A 15482-nucleotide genomic window follows, 5' to 3' on the forward strand; every position below is an offset into this window, starting at 1 on the left:
GGGCACTGGGCCAGGGAGGGAGGGGAGGGGTCAGATCTCCAGGGCCGGGATGTCGATGGTGCGGCGCTCGGCGGAGGACTTCAGGCCGAGCTCGGCGAGCTGGACGCCGCGTGCTGCCGACAGCAGGCCGTAGCGGTGCTCGCGCCCGGCGACGACGTCGCGGAGGAACTCCTCCCACTGGGCCTTGAAGCCGTTGTCGAGGTCGCCGTTCGCGGGGACCTCGAGCCACTGGTCGCGGAACGACTCCGTGACCGGGAGGTCGGGGTTCCACACGGGCTTGGGGGTGTGGGCGCGCTGCTGCGCGACGCACTTGTTGAGGCCCGCGACCGCGGAGCCGTGGGTGCCGTCCACCTGGAACTCGACGAGCTCGTCGCGGTACACGCGCACCGCCCACGACGAGTTGATCTGCCCCACCACGGGGTCGCCGTCGGGGGTCTCGAGGTCGAAGATCCCGTACGACGCGTCGTCGGCCGTGGCCGGGTACGGCTGCCCCTGCTCGTCCCACCGGGTCGGGATGTGCGTCGCGGTGCGCGCCGTGACGGACCGCACGGAACCGATGATCCCCTCGAGGACGTAGTTCCAGTGGCAGAACATGTCCGTGGTCATGCCCCCGCCGTCCTCCTTGCGGTAGTTCCACGACGGGCGCTGGGCGTCCTGGTGCTCGCCCTCGAACACCCAGTAGCCGAACTCCCCGCGGATCGACAGGATGCGACCGAAGAAGCCCTCGTCGACGAGGCGGCGCAGCTTGACGAGTCCCGGCAGGTAGAGCTTGTCGTGCACGACGCCCGCGGTGACGCCCGCGTCCTTCGCGATGCGCGCGAGGTCGACGGCCTCGTCGAGGGTCTCCGCCGTGGGCTTCTCGGTGAAGATGTGCTTGCCGGCACCCATGGCCTTCTTGAGCGTCGCGGCACGCAGGCTGGTCATGGAGGCGTCGAAGACGATGTCGACCGTGGGGTCGGCGATGGCGCCGTCGAGGTCGGTGGTCCAGTGCTCGACGTCGTGCAGCCGAGCGAGCTCGCTGACCTTGGCCTCGTTGCGGCCCACGAGGACGGGCTCCACCTGCACGCGCGTGCCGTCCTCGAGCGTGAACCCGCCGGCGTCCCGGATCGGCAGGATCGAGCGGACGAGGTGCTGGCGGTATCCCATGCGGCCGGTGATGCCGTTCATGGCGATACGAAGGGTGCGGGTGGTCATGAGGTGTCTCCGGTTGCTCGGCGCTGCGCGATTCGGAATGCGCTTTCCACCTTACGGATCGGCCGCACCACCAGTCAAGACGGCGCCCCTCCGTGCGGAATACTGGCGCTGTGCCCACAGCCTCCACCGCAGCCCCGATCGAAGCCCCCGCCGCCCGCCCTCGCTCCCGCCGCCGCCCGCTCCTGATCGCCCTGCTCGTGGCAGTGAGCCTCCTCGCCCTCGTGGTCGGAGGGAGCATCGGCTACGTCCGGACGTCGGCCTCCGGGCACATGTATCTCCGGTCCGAGGTCCCGCAGCGTCCCGTGGCCCTCGTCCTCGGCGCGCGCGTCTACGCCGACGGGCGCCCCTCACCGTCCCTCGCGGATCGCCTCGACCTCGCCAAGGACCTCCTCGACGACGGGTCCGTCGAGGTCCTCCTGCTCAGCGGCGACGGACACCCGGAACGCTACGACGAGCCGGCCGCCATGCGCGCCTACCTCGTCGAGGCCGGGGTAGACCCTGCACGGATCGTCGTCGACCCGCACGGGTACGACACGCACGACTCCTGCGGCCGGGCCGCCGAGGTCTACGCCGTCGACGCCCTCACGGTGGTCTCCCAGAGCTACCACGTGCCCCGAGCGATCGCGGCCTGCCGCGCGCTCGGCATCGACGCCGTCGGCGTGGGCGACTCCGCCGCGCGGGACCGCAAGCCGGACCAGTGGCGCAGCAGCGTCGTGCGGGAGCAGCTCGCCTCCGTGAAGGCGGTCATGGACCTCGTCACCGGTGGCGACACCGTCCTGGACGGTCCGGACCCGGCGGTCCAGGACGCCCTCGTCGCGGTCGATGCCGCTGCGCCCGCGAGCTGACGGTCTCGGCAGCGGTCCCGTCCCGGCCGGGTGCGGCGCCGTCGGCGGTCTGCCACTGTGGGGCGATGGAGAAGTTCTCGCTCACCGCGATCGCCCGTCAGACCCTCGAGACCGCCCGTGCGACGTCGAACGGGCGCACCGCCCAGACGGTGTTCGGCGGGCACGAGCACGTGCTGCGCCAGACGATCATCGCGATGACCGCCGGGACGCGCCTCGACGAGCACGAGAACCCCGGCGAGGCGACCGTCATCGTCCTCGAGGGTCGCGTGGTCCTCACGGCCGGTGAGAACTCCTGGGAGGGTGCGCGGGGGTCCCTCATCGCCGTGCCGCAGGCCCGCCACGCCGTCGAGGCGCTCGAGGACTCGGCGATCCTGCTCACCGTCGCCAAGCTCCGCTGACCCCTCCGGTCACCGCGGGTGCGGGACGTCCCCGCGCGCGAGCATCTCCACCAGTCGGGCGCGGCGACGCTCCCGCACCGTGTCGTCCGGTGCCGTGACGATGCGGTGGAGCACCGCGTAGCGGTTCTGCGAGTCGAGCGTCGCGAACGCCTGCGCGGCCGCGGGCGACGCGTCGAGCGCTGCCGTGAGGTCCGGCGGGACCTCCATCGTGGCCGCACCGGCGTACGCACGCTCCCACCGCCCGTCGGCCTGCGCTGCCACGACCTCGGCGACACCGCGCGCCCGCATCCGGCCCTCCTCCGTGAGCCGCGCCACGAGGCCGACGTTGCGTCGCGACCACATCGACCGGCGACGTCGGGGCGTGAACCGCTGCACGAAGGTCGAGGCGTCGTGGGACCGCTTCTGCCCGTCGATCCACCCGCTGCACAGCGCCTCGTCGAGCGCCTGCGCGTACGTGAGGGACGTGGGGGACGTGGTGCCCTTCTTCGCGAGACGCAACCACACGCCGTCCGAGGCGTCCTCGTGCGTGTCGAGCCACCGCCTCCACGCCCCGACGTCAGGCAGCACCAGATCTGCCGGACGTGTGGCCCCGGTGACCTCCGCGCTCGTGTCGGCCTCGGGGCTCTGGGGGCTCTCGGCGCTCTCGGTGCTCATGCGGTCCCTCCGTGGTCGCGTCCGGTCAGGGTACGGGTGGCGACCGACACCCGACGGCCCCGGCACCCTGACGGTGCCGGGGCCGTCCCCGTCGCTGCTGCCGTGCGCCGCAGTCGCTACCCCGCGTCGCCGAGCCGCAGGACGACCACGTCGCCCGCCCCCACGGGCACGGTGCCGTCGTGCGTCGTGCCGGTGAGGAGATCCGTCCCCGAGGCGGCGACGTGGGTGTCCGTGTCGGTGTGGTTGATCGCGAAGAGGAAACGGGCCCCCTCGGGGGAGCGGCGCTCGACGAGCTCGACGCCCGTGCCCGCCTCGGCGAGCGGGTGGACCCCGGCCTCCGCGAGGAGCGCCGTCGCGAGTGCCGTGCGGCCCTCGTCGTCGAGGTCGGTGCTCACGTACCAGGCGGCACCCGTGCCGCGGGCCGCGCGGGTGATCCCCGCCCAGCCGGCGCTCGGCCCGTCCGTGTACGACGCGACGGACTCCGCCCCGACGAGGCCCACGGGCTCGGTCCAGCCGGACCCGGCGAGCACGCGGCCGGCACCGAGGGGACCGCTCGCCTCGAGGTGGACGACGTCACCCGGCAGGACGGGCGCGAACTCCTCGACGCGCACCCCGAGCAGGTCGCGGAACGCCCCGGGGTAACCGCCGAGGTGGATGTGGTCGTCGGTGTCGGCGATCCCGGAGAAGTAGGTGACGAGGACGCTCCCGCCGGCCTCCGCGAACGCCGTGAGGCGGGCCACGACGGCCTCGTCGGCGAGGTAGAGGTGCGGGACGACGACGAGCCGGTACCCGTCGAGGGGCGCGTCGGCGGGGAGCACGGCGGTGCCGACCTGCGCCGCGAAGAGCGTCCGGTACCAGTCGAGGGCACCACGGCGGTAGCGGAACGCGTTCGACGGGTGCGAGTCGAGCTCGCTGGCCCACCAGGACTCCCAGTCGAAGAGCACCGCGACGTCGGCGTGGACGCTCGAGCCCGCGACCTCGCCGAGCGACACGAGGTCGGCGCCGAGGCTCACCACGGAACGCCACAGCGCCGAGTCGGTGCCCGCGTGCGGGACCATCGCGGAGTGGAACTTCTCCGCGCCCGCCGCGGACTGCCGCCACTGGAAGTAGCAGACGGCGTCGGCCCCGTGGGCCACGTGCGCGAGGGAGTTGCGGCGCAGCTGGCCCGGGCGCTTCGCGAGGTTGACGTGCTGCCAGTTCACGGCGGACGTGGAGTGCTCCATGAGCATCCACGGCTCACCGCCGGCGATCCCGTGCGTGAGGTCCGCGGAGAACGACAGCTCGACGTGGGACTCGGGGTCGGCGGACCACACGTAGTGGTCGTTGGAGACGAGGTCGACGTCGCCCGCCCAGGACGCGTAGTCCATGTTGCGGGTCTCGCCCATGACCATGAAGTTGGTGGTCACCGGGACGTCCGGGGTGATCCGGGTGAGGACCTCGCGCTCGGCGCGCAGCTGCTCGCGGAGCTGGTGGGAGCTGAACCGGGCGAAGTCGAGCTGCGCCGTGGGGTTGGCGAACGACGTGGACCGGCGCGGTGGGAGGACCTCGCCCCACGCGGTGTACCGCTGCGACCAGAAGTCGGTGCCCCACGCACGGTTGAGCTCGTCGAGCGTCCCGTACCGGGCCTCGAGCCAGGTGCGGAACGCGGCGGCTGCGACGTCGGAGTAGTCGAGGGCGTTGTGGCAGCCGAGCTCGTTGGACACGTGCCACATGGCCAGGGCCGGGTGCGCGCCGTACCGTTCGGCCATCTTCTCGACGAGCGCGAGGGAGTGCTCGCGGTAGACGGGGGAGCTGGGGCTCCACGACTGGCGTGAGCCGTGGAAGAGGGTGTGCCCGTCGACGTCCACGGGGAGCATCTCCGGGTGGAGGGTGGTGAGCCACGGGGGCGGGCTGGCGGTCGCGGTCGCGAGGTCCACCGCGACGCCGTGGGCGTGGAGGATCTCGATGACGGTGTCGAGCCACTCGAAGTCCCACACGTCCGGTGCGGGCTGGATGCGCGCCCAGGAGAAGATCGCGATGCTCACGAGGTTGACGCCGGCCTCCTGCATGAGGCGTGCGTCGTCGAGCCACACGTCGCGCGACCACTGCTCGGGGTTGTAGTCCCCGCCGTAGGCGATGGGGCCGCGCGGCGTGGGGGCGGTGGTGGCGAGGGGCTCGGGCCAGCGGATCCAGCGGGATGCCATGTCATCAGTCCTGTGGGTCGGGGTGGTGCGCGCAGACGTGACGTCCTGGGGCGCGGTGCGGCGGTGGCGGGCCGGGGCTCGGTCGGTTACGGGCCCTGGCCCGCCGGGGTGGTGCGGTGCGGTGCGCTGAGGTGCAGCTGGTGCTGCGGGTCAGTCGGCCATGGTGAAGCCCTGGCCGGCGCCGTACGACACGGCCTCGTCCTGCCAGGTCTGCAGACCGTCGGCGAGCGGGGTGGCGTTGCTCAGGGCCTGGCCGGCGGTGTCACCGAAGACGGAGTTCGCGTAGACCTGGAAGGGCAGGTACTGCCACCCGGAGGACACGGACTGCGAGGCCTCGACGAACACCTCGTTGGTCTTCTGGTTGCCGAAGAACGGGTCCTCGGTGCCGAGGAACTCGGGGTCCTCCATGATGCCGGTGGTCGCGGGGAACAGGCCGGCCTGCGACTGGGAGAGCACGGCCTCGGGGGAGGTGGTCATCCAGCGGGCGAATGCGAGCGCGGCGGCCTTCTTGTCGCTCTGCTGCATGACGGTGATGGCGGACCCGCCGTTCTCGGCGTTCATGGGCGTCCCGGCCTCGTACGTGGGCATGGGGGCGGCGCGCCACAGGCCCTCGCTCGTGGGGATGTTGTTGCGGATGGAGCCGGGCGCCCAGGCGCCGGTGAGCCACATGGCGTACTTGCCGTCGGCGAAGGAGCGCCAGAACGCGTCGTTCCAGCCGGCGGTGACGTCGACGAGCTCCTCCTGGACGAGGGTGTCGTAGAGCTCGGTCCACTGCTGGGTCCCCTCGTCGGTGAAGTCGACGCCCACGGTGGTGCCGTCGACGCTGAAGGGGCGTCCGCCGGCCTGCCAGATGAGGGAGTCGACGCCGCCGGCGTCACCGGGGTCGATCGAGGTGATGTAGTTGTCGGGGTTGTCGGCCTTGATGGCGCGGGCGACCTCGACGAAGTCGTCCCAGGTCTCGGGGACCTCGACGCCGAGGTCGGCGAGGATGTCCTCGCGGTAGAACATGACCATGGGCCCGGTGTCCTGCGGGAACCCGTACTGCGCGCCGCTCACGCTCACCTGGTCCCATGCGGACGCGGCGTACTCGCCCTCGAGGTCCCCGAGCCCCACCTCGGAGAGGGGGACGACGGCCTCGGAGAGGGCGAACTGCGGGAGGGCGAAGTACTCGATCTGGGCGACGTCGGGCGCGCCGGAGCCGGCCTTCACGGCGTTCTGCAGCTTGGTGTACTGGTCGGCCGACTGCCCGGCGTTGGTGACGTTCACCGTGATGTGCGGGTAGGTCTCCTCGAAGAGGTCGACCGTGTCCTGGATGTCGGGGACCCAGGTCCAGTACTCGATGGTGACCTCCTCGTCGGACTCGAGGACTGCGTCGATGTCGGCGACGGTCACGCCGTCGGCGCTGCCCGGGGTGTCGTCGCCGTCACCGCCGCCGCAGGCGGCGAGGCCGAGGGTCAGCGCGAGCGTGGCGGCGATGCCGGTGCTGCGCTGGAGTCGTGCTCGGGTGGTGTTCATGGTTCTCCTCGTACTTCGTCGTCGGTGTGGAGAGGTGGGCAGGAGGGGTGGTGCGGTTCTGGGGCGGGCCCGGGTCACTGCTTCACGGAGCCGGCGGCGAGGCCGGACTGCCAGAAGCGCTGGAGGAAGAGGAAGACGATGACGAGCGGCACGATCGCCACGAGTGACCCGGTGAGGACGAGGTTGTACACCGGCTCGCCCTGACCGGAGGACCCGGCCTGGTCGTTCCACTGGTTGAGGCCCACGGTGAGGGGGTAGAGCTTGGGGTCGCTGAGCATGATGAGCGGCAGGAAGTAGTTGTTCCACGTGGCGACCACCGAGAACAGGAGCACGGTGACGAACCCGGGGGACAGGAGCCGCAGGGACACGGTGAGGAAGGTCCGGAGCTCGCTCGCGCCGTCGAGGCGCGCGGCCTCGAGGAGCGAGTCGGGGACGGAGTCCTGCGCGTAGACGTACATGAGGTAGAGCCCGAAGGGGCTGGCGAGGGCGGGGACGAGGACGGCCCACACGGTGTTCGTCAGGCCGAGCTCGGAGAACATGAGGAACGTGGGGACGGCCAGGGCCGTCATGGGGACGGTCATGGCGCCGATGACGATCGCGAAGGCCGCGCGGCGGCCGGGGAAGTCGTACTTGGCGAGGCCGTAGCCGCCGAGGGTGGCGAGGATGGTGGCACCGACGCCGCCGACCCCGGCGTAGAGGACGGTGTTGGCGAGCCAGCGCGGGTACACCGAGCCCTGGTAGGTGAAGAGGGCCTTGAGGTTGTCCCAGAGCGCGAAGTCGTCGGCGAACCACAGGCCGAAGGAGCTGAACAGGCCGCCGTTGGTCTTGGTGGCGTTGATGGTGAGCCACACGAGGGGGAGCAGGACGTAGACGAACATGGCGACCATGACGACCGTCAGGGGGATCGAGGACCGGGTGCGGCCGGAGCTCGGTGGCCTGCGGGAGAGCCTGGGGCCACCGGTGCGCGGCGGGTCGCCGGGGGTGGTGGTGTTGTCGGTGGGGACGGGTGCGGGGGTGCGGGCTTCGGTGCTCACTTGGACTTCCTCCCGGTCTCGGCGCGGTTGCTGACACGCTGCGCTGCGTAGGCGACGAGCACGGTGATGAGGCCGACGATCACGGCGACGGCGGCGGAGTAGTTGTACTGCTGGCCGTTGAACGCGAGGTTGTAGGCGTACATGTTGGGTGTGTAGTAGGTGGTGATGGTCGTCGGTGCGAGGGAGCGCAGGACGTTGGGCTCGTTGAAGAGCTGGAAGCTGCCGATGATGGAGAAGATCACCGTGAGGAGGAGCGCCGGCCGCAGGGCGGGGAGCTTGATGGACCACGCGGTGCGCAGGGCGCCGGCCCCGTCGATCTCGGCGGCCTCGTAGAGCTCGGTGGGGATGACCCGGAGCGCCGAGTAGAGGATGAGCATGTTGTAGCCCATGAACGACCAGGTGACGATGTTCCCGATGGAGGCGAGCATCCACGTGCCCGAGAGGAGCGCGGGGGGTGTGGCGCCGAAGAGGTCGAAGACCTGCCCGACGAGCCCGAAGTCCTCGCCGTAGATGTATCCCCACATGAGGGCGGCGACGACGGAGGGCACGGCGTAGGGCAGGAAGAGGGCGATGCGGAACCCGCCGGAGCCCCGAAGCCGACCGGAGTCGATCGCGAGCGCCGCGAAGAGCGCGATGCCGATCATGATGGGCACCTGGACGGCGAGGAAGAGCAGGACGCGCCCGAGGCCGGCGTGGAGGAGCGGGTCCGCCAGGGCCTTCGTGTAGTTGGCGAGCCCCGTGAAGAACGACCCCCCGATGAGCCGGTCCTGGAAGAAGGACAGGTAGAGGGCGTAGAGCAGGGGGGCGACGATCGAGAAGACGAACACGGCGAGGAACGGTGCGACGAACCCTGCGCCCGCCCAGTCCTGGCGGGTGTAGCGGGACCGTCGGGCGGTGCGCCGCGGTGGCTGTGTCGCCTCCGGGGCGGGCGCGCCGGGTGCGGCGTGCTGGGGCTTCGTGGGGGACGTCATCGTCTCTCGTTCTTCCGTGCGGCGAGTCGGGACGGCCGCTGCGTACCGGGTGGATCACCACGTCGGTGGAGCAGTGCGGCATGTTTGCGCAAACATCTTTCGGTGAGAGCCACCTTCGCAGGCGGGCGGGCTCCGGTCAACTGCTGCGCACGTCTCGATGCGGTAACGGCGGGATCGCGCGGTCCGTGGGAGCGTTCCCGCCCCGGTTCGCGTCGACAATGGCTATGATTGCGCAAACATCAGCGGTCCCACGGTGCGCCGGAGCAGCGGGGCGCAGCCACTACGATGCCTGGATGGAGCTCGAGGACATGTCGCGCACCGAGCCGCCCGCCCCTCCCGCCCAACCCCCCGCCGCGCGTCGGCGAGCGCCCTCCATGGCCGACGTCGCGAAGATCGCCGGCGTCTCCGCCCAGACCGTCTCCCGCGTCGCCAACGGCCGGCCCAACGTCGACGACGCCACCCGTGACAAGGTCCTCTCCGCGATGCGCGTCGTGGGGTACCAGCCCAACGGCGCCGCTCGCGCCCTGGCCACCGGCCGCTTCGGGGCGTTCGGCGTCATCTCCTTCTCCGTCTCCCGCATCGGGGACGCGCGGACCATCGAGGCCATCGCCACCGCCAGCCGCGCCGCGGGCTTCTCCATCAACCTCGTCACCGTCGAGCGCCCCACGGCCGGACGCGTGAGCGCCGCCATCGCCAACCTCGCCGGCCAGAACGTCGACGGGCTGGTCATCATCCAGGCCGAGATCCTCGACGCCCCGTCCCTCGTCATCGGCCCCGACCTGCCCGTGGTCGTCACCGACACCTACCCCTCGACGCACCCCGACTACCCCATCGTCGACACCGACCAGGAGGGTGGCGTCCGGCGGGCGGTCGACCACCTCCTCGCGATGGGTCACCGCACCGTGTGGCACGTCGCGGGGCCCCAGACGTCCAGCGCGGCGCACGAGCGCACCGCGGCGTGGCGGTCCGCGCTCGCGGACGCGGGCGTCCCGACGCCGGTACCGCTGCGCGGGGACTGGTCGGCGGCGTCGGGCTACCAGGCGGGGCGGGAGCTCGCGGACCTGCCGCGCGAGGACCTGACCGCGGTGTTCTGCGCCAACGACCAGATGGCCCTCGGCCTCATGCGGGCGTTCCACGAGCGCGGTGTGCGCATCCCCGAGGACGTCTCGGTGGTGGGTTTCGACGACATCGAGGAGGCCGAGTACGTGTGGCCGCCGCTGACGACGGTGCGCCAGCGCTTCGACACCATCGGGTCGTTGTGCGTGCAGACGCTCCTCGACCAGATGGAGAACGGGCGCGGCACCCACCCCATGCGGGTGGTCCCGGTCGAGCTCGTGCTGCGGTCGAGCTCGGGCCCGCCGGGTCGACCCACCACCTGATCCTGCTCAGCCCTCCTGGACCACGGCCACCTTCCCCGGGCCCACCGTGAGGGCCTCGGTGACGTGCACGTCCGCGACCAGGTCCGTCCCGGTGACGGGCACGGTGACCGCCGAGTCCGTGTGGTTGACGACGAAGAGGAACGACGCGTCGCCACCGTGACGACGTACCACCTCCACGCCCCGCGGCGCGTCGGCCTCTGGCGTCACGCCGGAGTCGGCGAGGAGGGCGTCCACGAGGGTGGCCGTCCCGGCGCGGTCGAGCCGCGTCGCGGCGTACCAGGCGTGCCCCTGGCCGGCGTCGCGCCGTGTGACGGCCGGGTGCCCGGCGAGGGCGCCGTCGTCGTACACCGCGACGGAGTGCGCGCCCTCGAGGTGCGTCTTCTCCGTCCACAGGTCCGCCGAGAACGTGCCGCCCAGGGTGCCGGACCCGGTCACGGTGACGGTCTCGTCCTCCTGGAGCGTGTAGAACTCCTCGGTGCGGACGCCCAGGAGGTCGCGGAACGCCCCCGGGTACCCTCCGAGGCGCACGTGGTCGTTCTCGTCGACGATCCCGGAGAAGTAGGTGACGAGCACGGTCGCGCCGCGCTCCGCGGCGCGCGCCACGGCCGCGGCGTCGTCGTCGGAGACGAGGTAGAGGGTGGGGACCACGAGGAGGTCGTAGCCGGTGAGGTCGTGCGAGGGGTGGACGATGTCGACGCTCACGCCCCGGTACCAGAGCTCGCGGTAGTACGTCAGGGCCTGCTCGGTGTAGCGCAGCGCCTGCGTCGGGTGGGAGTCGAGCTCCGCGGCCCACCATGCCTCGTAGTCGAAGAGGATCGCGGCGCGCGAGCGCACCCGGGACCCGCGCACCGGGGCGAGCCTCTTCAGGGCGTCGCCGAGCTCGACGGTGCTGCGCCACACGTCGGTGTCCGTCCCGGCGTGGGGCAGCATCGCGGAGTGGAACTTCTCCGCGCCGGCCCGCGACTGACGCCACTGGAAGAACATCACCGAGTCGGCGCCGCGGGCTACGTGGGCGAGGGAGTTGCGGAGCATCTCGCCCGGGGCCTTGGTGCGGTTGCGGGGCTGCCAGTTCACCGCCGACGTCGAGTGCTCCATGAGGATCCACGGCGCCCCTCCGGCGATCCCGCGGGTGAGGTCCGCGGAGAACGCGAGCTCGATGTGACGCTCGGCGTCGTCGGCGGCCGTGTAGTGGTCGTTGGCGACGACGTCGAGGTCGTGCGCCCAGGAGAAGTAGTCCATCCCCTTGGTGCCGGTGGACGCCATGAGGTTGGTGGTGGTGGGCACGTCCGGGGTGATGCTGCGCAGCGTGTCGCGCAGGTCCCGGTAGTAGTCCCGCAGGGCGTCGGAGGAGAAGCGGTCGAAGTCGAGCTGCTGGGTCGGGTTCGCGTAGGTGGGGGCGGTCCTCGGGGGGAGGACGTCGTCGAACGTCGAGTAGCGCTGCGACCAGAAGGCGGTGCCCCACGCCTCGTTGAGGGCGTCGACGGTGCCGTATCGGGTGGTGAGCCAGGTCCGGAACGCGGCGGCGGCCGCGTCCGAGTAGTCGCGGGGGACGTGGCACCCGATCTCGTTGTCGACGTGCCACAGGGCGAGCGCAGGGTGGTCACGGTAGCGCTCGGCGACCACACGGGTGGTGCGCAGGGCGTACTCGCGGAACACGGGGTGGGTCACGGAGTAGGACTGGCGTCCGCCCTGCCACAGGACGGTCCCGTCGGCGAGCTGCGGGAGGATCTCGGGGTGGCGGGCCGTGAGCCACGGGGGCGGGCTGGCCGTGGCGGTGGCGAGCGCCACCTGGATCCCGGCGGCGTGGAGGCGGTCGAGGGTCTCGTCGAGCCACCCGAACTCGTAGGTGCCCTCGTCGGGCTCGATCGTGGCCCACGCGAAGATGGCGACGCTCACGAGGTTGACGCCGGCCTCGACCATGAGGTCGACGTCCTCGAGGCGGGTCACCTCGGGCCACTGCTCGGGGTTGTAGTCGCCGCCGTACCCGAGGCCGGCGAGGCGTGCGTTCCAGGGGGTGCCTGCGGGTCGGGGCGTGATGGGTGCGGGGGAGGTCGCGTCGTCGGGAGCCATTGGGTAAGCGTATTCCAGCTCGGTCGTGGCGGCACAACCGGACCGGCGACGCGGCCTCGGTCAGTCCAGGAGGCCGAGCCCGTACCCGAGGAACGCCAGCGCGCCCACCAGCACGACGAGGCCGATCCCGCCGAGCCACGCCCACTGCGTCCACCGCGCCGGCGCGTCCTCCCCGTGACCCTGGACCGCGCTCACGGAGCTCTCGCCCGGTGGGGTGTCGCCGGGCTCGACGGAACCGCTCCCGGCCCCCGGTGCTCCTGCGGGCAGCTCGTCCGGGTCGGGATCGGCGTTGTGCGCTTCGGTGGCCATGGGTCTCCTTGGTGGGACGAGGACGGTCTGCTCCCACAGTAGGCGCGCCCTCGAGCGGTGTCCCGACGAGCGGCGGACGCACCCTCCCAGTAATTTGGGTCCGTGACGACGGACTGGCTCACCGAGGCGACGAGCACGAGCGCCCACCCGAGCAGCACGGGTGCCCTCGCTCGCGAGGTCCGGTGGGAGGACACGCCGCTGGGCGCGCCCGAGACCTGGCCGGAGTCGCTGCGCAACGCCGTCCGTCTGTGCTTCAGCACGCGGTTCCCCGTCCTGGTCACGTGGGGCCCGGAGCTGACCATGATCTACAACGACGGCTACCGCGACATGCTGGGAAGCCGCAAGCACCCCGGGGCGATGGGTTCGTCGGTCGCCGAGGTCTGGGCGGAGATCTGGGACGACGTCCGCCCGCTCTTCGACCAGGTGCTCACCACGGGCAGGCCCACGTGGTTCGAGGACATCGAGCTCATGGTGAACCGGTCGGGCTTCGACGAGGAGGCCAGGTTCGCCTTCTCCTACAGCCCCCTCACGGACGAGACCGGAGCGGTCGTGGGCGTGCTCGACATCGCCACGGAGACGACGGCGGCGGTCGTCTCCGGGCGCCGCCTCGCGACCATCGACGCGCTGCACGTCAGGATGCGTGCCCACGACGGGGACCTCGCCGGGCTCGCGCAGGGCGTGGTCGAGGTCCTCCGGGACAGTGCCGACATCGCGGCAGGCTCCCTCTACCTCACGGCCGCGGCCCTGCCCGGCGCGGCCCGCCTGGGCCCGCGGGACGTCGTCCTCGCCGCCTCGACGCACGGGGACGAGGACGCCTGCGGGGTCCCCCTGGACCTGCTCCGCACCGTCGTGGCCACCGGCATCCCGGCCCAGCGCGGCTCCGCGCTCGCGGCACCGCTCGCCCGCCCCGGCGACGAGACCGTCGCGGGCGTCGTCGTCCTCGAACCGTCCGACCGCCGACCCGACGACGAGGGCCGCCGCTCCTTCCTCACCGTCCTCGCGTCGGCCGTCGGTGACTCGTTCAGCTCGTCGCTCGCCCAGCGTCGTCGGCTGGAGTCGCTCCACGACCGTGCCACCCGCTCGGAGCGCGAGGCGCAGCGGGTCCGCGAGGCGACCCTCACGCTCCAGCGCTCCCTCCTCACCCCGCCGCCGGACCATGACAGGCTCGAGGTCGCCGTGCGCTACCGGCCCGCGTCGGCCGACCTCGCGGTGGGCGGGGACTGGTACGACGCGTTCGTCACGCAGGACGGGACCGCGACCGTCGTCATCGGCGACGTCGCGGGGCACGACCAGCACGCGGCCGCGGCCATGGCACAGGTGCGCGGAACCGTCCGGGCCATCGCCTACGACACCGGCGACTCGCCCGCACGCGTGCTCGAACGGACGGACGCCGCCATCCACGGCCTGGCCCTCGGTCGCTCGGCCGTCGCGTCGGCGATCGTCGCGCGCATCGAGGAGACCGACGGGCCGGGCGTCATGGTCCGTTGGTCCAACGCGGGGCACGTCCCGCCGGCGATCGTCCGTGCCGACGGGAGCGTCGAGCTGGTCCGTCGGAACAACGACCTCATCCTCGGGGTCATCCCGGACCGTGTCCGCACGGACCACACGATCGAGCTGGACGAGGGGGACACCCTCGTCCTCTACACCGACGGCCTCGTGGAGCGTCGCGACCGGTCGCTCGTGGACAACCTCGACACCTTCGTCGACGTCCTCGGGCGCACCTGCGGGACGAGCATCGAGGAGTTCTGCGACGAGGTCCTCGACACGCTCCTGCCCGGGTTCGCGGAGGACGACGTGGCGCTCGTCCTCGTCCGCCCCCGCGCCGGCCGGCCCGCGCAGCACGCATCGGCGGTCCGAGCCGGTGGCGACCGGACGGACGGGGCGGGGACGGTCAGGACCGTCGGGGCGTCGAGTCCCGCACGATGACCTGACCGTCGACCGGCACGACGCGCGGCTCGTCCCGGGGCGGGGCGAGGGCGAGCTCCGTCGCCATGACGCCGATGTCGGCGAGCGGCAGCCGGATGGTCGTGAGCGAGGGCACGATGTCACGGAGCGTGAGGATGTCGTCGAACCCCGCGATGGCGACGTCGTCGGGCACGGACAGGCCTGCCGCCCGTGCGGCGGCCATGGCGCCGACGGCCATGACGTCGTTCACCGCGAACACGGCGTCCACCGGGCAGGTCCCGTCCGCCGAGCGTCCGAGGAGCGTCCGCATCCCCTCGAAGCCGCCGTCGCGCGTGAAGGGCCCGCGGACCACGTGGGCATCGTCGATCTCGACGCCCAGCCCGGCGAGGCCGTCGCGCAGGCCCTCGAAGCGGGCCTCGGCGGTGAGGTGGCCCTCTGGTCCGGCGAGCACGCCGAAGCGGCGGTAGCCGAGGGCGTGCAACCGGCTCGCGAGCTCACCGGTGGCTCGCTGGTTCTCGATGGTCACGGTGTCCACGCCGAGGAGAGGCTGCCCCACGGCCGCGACCCCGCCACCGCGGCTCCTGTACTCCTCGAGCGCCGACGAGAGCCGGGCGTTCGCCTCCTCGTCGGCGGTGCGGCCGCCCGCGAGGATGATGGCGCGGGCCCGCTGCCGTTGCATGAGCTCGACGAACGCGAGCTCCCGGTCCCCGTCCCGCTCGGTGCTCGCGAGGGTGACCACGAGCCCGGCGCGCTCCGCGGCCGACGTCACCCCCGAGGCGATGGTCGAGAAGTAGGGGTCGGCGATGTCGTGGACGATGAGCCCCAGGGCCGTGGTGCGCCCGCGGGCCATGGCCTGCGCGTTGGCGTCCGGCGAGTACCGGAGGCGACGCGCGGCGTCGAGCACCTTCTCGCGCAGGTCCGGACGGACCGTGCGGTTGGCGCTGCCGTTGATGGCTCGTGACGCCGTGGCGAGGGAGACTCCTGCTTCGCGGGCGACGTCGCTGAGGGTCACGGTCATAGGGGTC

Annotated in this window: 13 protein-coding genes; 4 read left to right on the forward strand and 9 right to left on the reverse strand. The window is 72.1% G+C overall.

What is annotated here, in order from left to right; genetic code table 11:
- Positions 1-30: 30 nt before the first annotated feature.
- Complete coding sequence (locus tag JAV76_RS02355; protein ID WP_198732435.1) at positions 31-1194, reverse strand: Gfo/Idh/MocA family protein; 1164 nt, start codon at positions 1192-1194, stop codon at positions 31-33.
- 110 nt (positions 1195-1304) lie between these two features.
- Between JAV76_RS02355 and JAV76_RS02360 the strand changes: the two genes are divergently transcribed.
- Positions 1305-2039, forward strand: a complete 735-nt coding sequence (locus JAV76_RS02360) for a SanA/YdcF family protein (protein ID WP_307843952.1) — start codon at positions 1305-1307, stop codon at positions 2037-2039.
- Between the two features lie 65 nt (positions 2040-2104).
- Positions 2105-2437 (forward strand): cupin domain-containing protein, encoded by a 333-nt coding sequence (locus JAV76_RS02365; RefSeq protein WP_198732436.1) that lies wholly within the window; start codon positions 2105-2107, stop codon positions 2435-2437.
- 9 nt (positions 2438-2446) lie between these two features.
- Here JAV76_RS02365 and JAV76_RS02370 read toward each other — a convergent pair whose 3' ends face one another.
- The 5 genes from JAV76_RS02370 to JAV76_RS02390 form a co-directional block, all read right to left on the reverse strand.
- Positions 2447-3091, reverse strand: coding sequence for a YdeI/OmpD-associated family protein (locus JAV76_RS02370; RefSeq protein WP_198732437.1), 645 nt, complete (start codon positions 3089-3091; stop codon positions 2447-2449).
- Positions 3092-3207: 116 nt separating this feature from the next.
- Positions 3208-5274 (reverse strand): beta-galactosidase, encoded by a 2067-nt coding sequence (locus tag JAV76_RS02375; RefSeq protein ID WP_198732438.1) that lies wholly within the window; start codon positions 5272-5274, stop codon positions 3208-3210.
- A gap of 150 nt (positions 5275-5424) precedes the next feature.
- Entirely contained in the window at positions 5425-6789 is a 1365-nt protein-coding gene (locus JAV76_RS02380) for an ABC transporter substrate-binding protein (protein ID WP_198732439.1), read from the reverse strand.
- A 74-nt stretch (positions 6790-6863) separates the two neighbouring features.
- Complete coding sequence (locus JAV76_RS02385; protein WP_372402980.1) at positions 6864-7823, reverse strand: carbohydrate ABC transporter permease; 960 nt, start codon at positions 7821-7823, stop codon at positions 6864-6866.
- The gene (locus tag JAV76_RS02390) at positions 7820-8794 is read right to left on the reverse strand and encodes a carbohydrate ABC transporter permease (protein WP_198732440.1); all 975 of its coding nucleotides are present in this window, start codon (positions 8792-8794) and stop codon (positions 7820-7822) included. Before JAV76_RS02390 ends, JAV76_RS02385 begins: the two co-directional genes overlap by 4 nt.
- A 293-nt stretch (positions 8795-9087) precedes the next feature.
- Between JAV76_RS02390 and JAV76_RS02395 the strand changes: the two genes are divergently transcribed.
- Positions 9088-10173 (forward strand): LacI family DNA-binding transcriptional regulator, encoded by a 1086-nt coding sequence (locus tag JAV76_RS02395; RefSeq protein WP_230401770.1) that lies wholly within the window; start codon positions 9088-9090, stop codon positions 10171-10173.
- Positions 10174-10179: 6 nt separating this feature from the next.
- On the opposite strand, the gene JAV76_RS02400 is transcribed toward JAV76_RS02395, so the two are convergent.
- Both JAV76_RS02400 and JAV76_RS02405 read right to left on the reverse strand, forming a co-directional pair.
- Positions 10180-12243, reverse strand: a complete 2064-nt coding sequence (locus JAV76_RS02400) for a beta-galactosidase (protein WP_198732441.1) — start codon at positions 12241-12243, stop codon at positions 10180-10182.
- 60 nt (positions 12244-12303) lie between these two features.
- Complete coding sequence (locus JAV76_RS02405) at positions 12304-12552, reverse strand: DUF6480 family protein (RefSeq protein WP_230401771.1); 249 nt, start codon at positions 12550-12552, stop codon at positions 12304-12306.
- 102 nt (positions 12553-12654) lie between these two features.
- On the opposite strand from JAV76_RS02405, the gene JAV76_RS02410 reads away from it, so the two are divergent.
- Positions 12655-14478, forward strand: coding sequence for a SpoIIE family protein phosphatase (locus JAV76_RS02410; RefSeq protein ID WP_198732442.1), 1824 nt, complete (start codon positions 12655-12657; stop codon positions 14476-14478).
- Here JAV76_RS02410 and JAV76_RS02415 read toward each other — a convergent pair.
- Entirely contained in the window at positions 14444-15475 is a 1032-nt protein-coding gene (locus tag JAV76_RS02415; protein WP_230401772.1) for a LacI family DNA-binding transcriptional regulator, read from the reverse strand. The two genes, JAV76_RS02410 and JAV76_RS02415, sit on opposite strands and share 35 nt — an antisense overlap.
- Between the last annotated feature and the right edge of the window lie 7 nt (positions 15476-15482).

The sequence above is a fragment of the Sanguibacter suaedae genome, from assembly GCF_016342785.1.
Taxonomy (GTDB): Bacteria; Actinomycetota; Actinomycetes; order Actinomycetales; family Cellulomonadaceae; genus Sanguibacter; species Sanguibacter suaedae.

Coding starts and splice junctions, on each gene's coding strand:
- JAV76_RS02355 (WP_198732435.1), bottom strand. CDS start 1,194: ATGACCACCCGCACCCTTCGTATCGCCATGAACGGCATCACCGGCCGC.
- JAV76_RS02365 (WP_198732436.1), top strand. CDS start 2,105: ATGGAGAAGTTCTCGCTCACCGCGATCGCCCGTCAGACCCTCGAGACC.
- JAV76_RS02370 (WP_198732437.1), bottom strand. CDS start 3,091: ATGAGCACCGAGAGCGCCGAGAGCCCCCAGAGCCCCGAGGCCGACACG.
- JAV76_RS02375 (WP_198732438.1), bottom strand. CDS start 5,274: ATGGCATCCCGCTGGATCCGCTGGCCCGAGCCCCTCGCCACCACCGCC.
- JAV76_RS02380 (WP_198732439.1), bottom strand. CDS start 6,789: ATGAACACCACCCGAGCACGACTCCAGCGCAGCACCGGCATCGCCGCC.
- JAV76_RS02390 (WP_198732440.1), bottom strand. CDS start 8,794: ATGACGTCCCCCACGAAGCCCCAGCACGCCGCACCCGGCGCGCCCGCC.
- JAV76_RS02395 (WP_230401770.1), top strand. CDS start 9,088: ATGGAGCTCGAGGACATGTCGCGCACCGAGCCGCCCGCCCCTCCCGCC.
- JAV76_RS02400 (WP_198732441.1), bottom strand. CDS start 12,243: ATGGCTCCCGACGACGCGACCTCCCCCGCACCCATCACGCCCCGACCC.
- JAV76_RS02405 (WP_230401771.1), bottom strand. CDS start 12,552: ATGGCCACCGAAGCGCACAACGCCGATCCCGACCCGGACGAGCTGCCC.
- JAV76_RS02415 (WP_230401772.1), bottom strand. CDS start 15,475: ATGACCGTGACCCTCAGCGACGTCGCCCGCGAAGCAGGAGTCTCCCTC.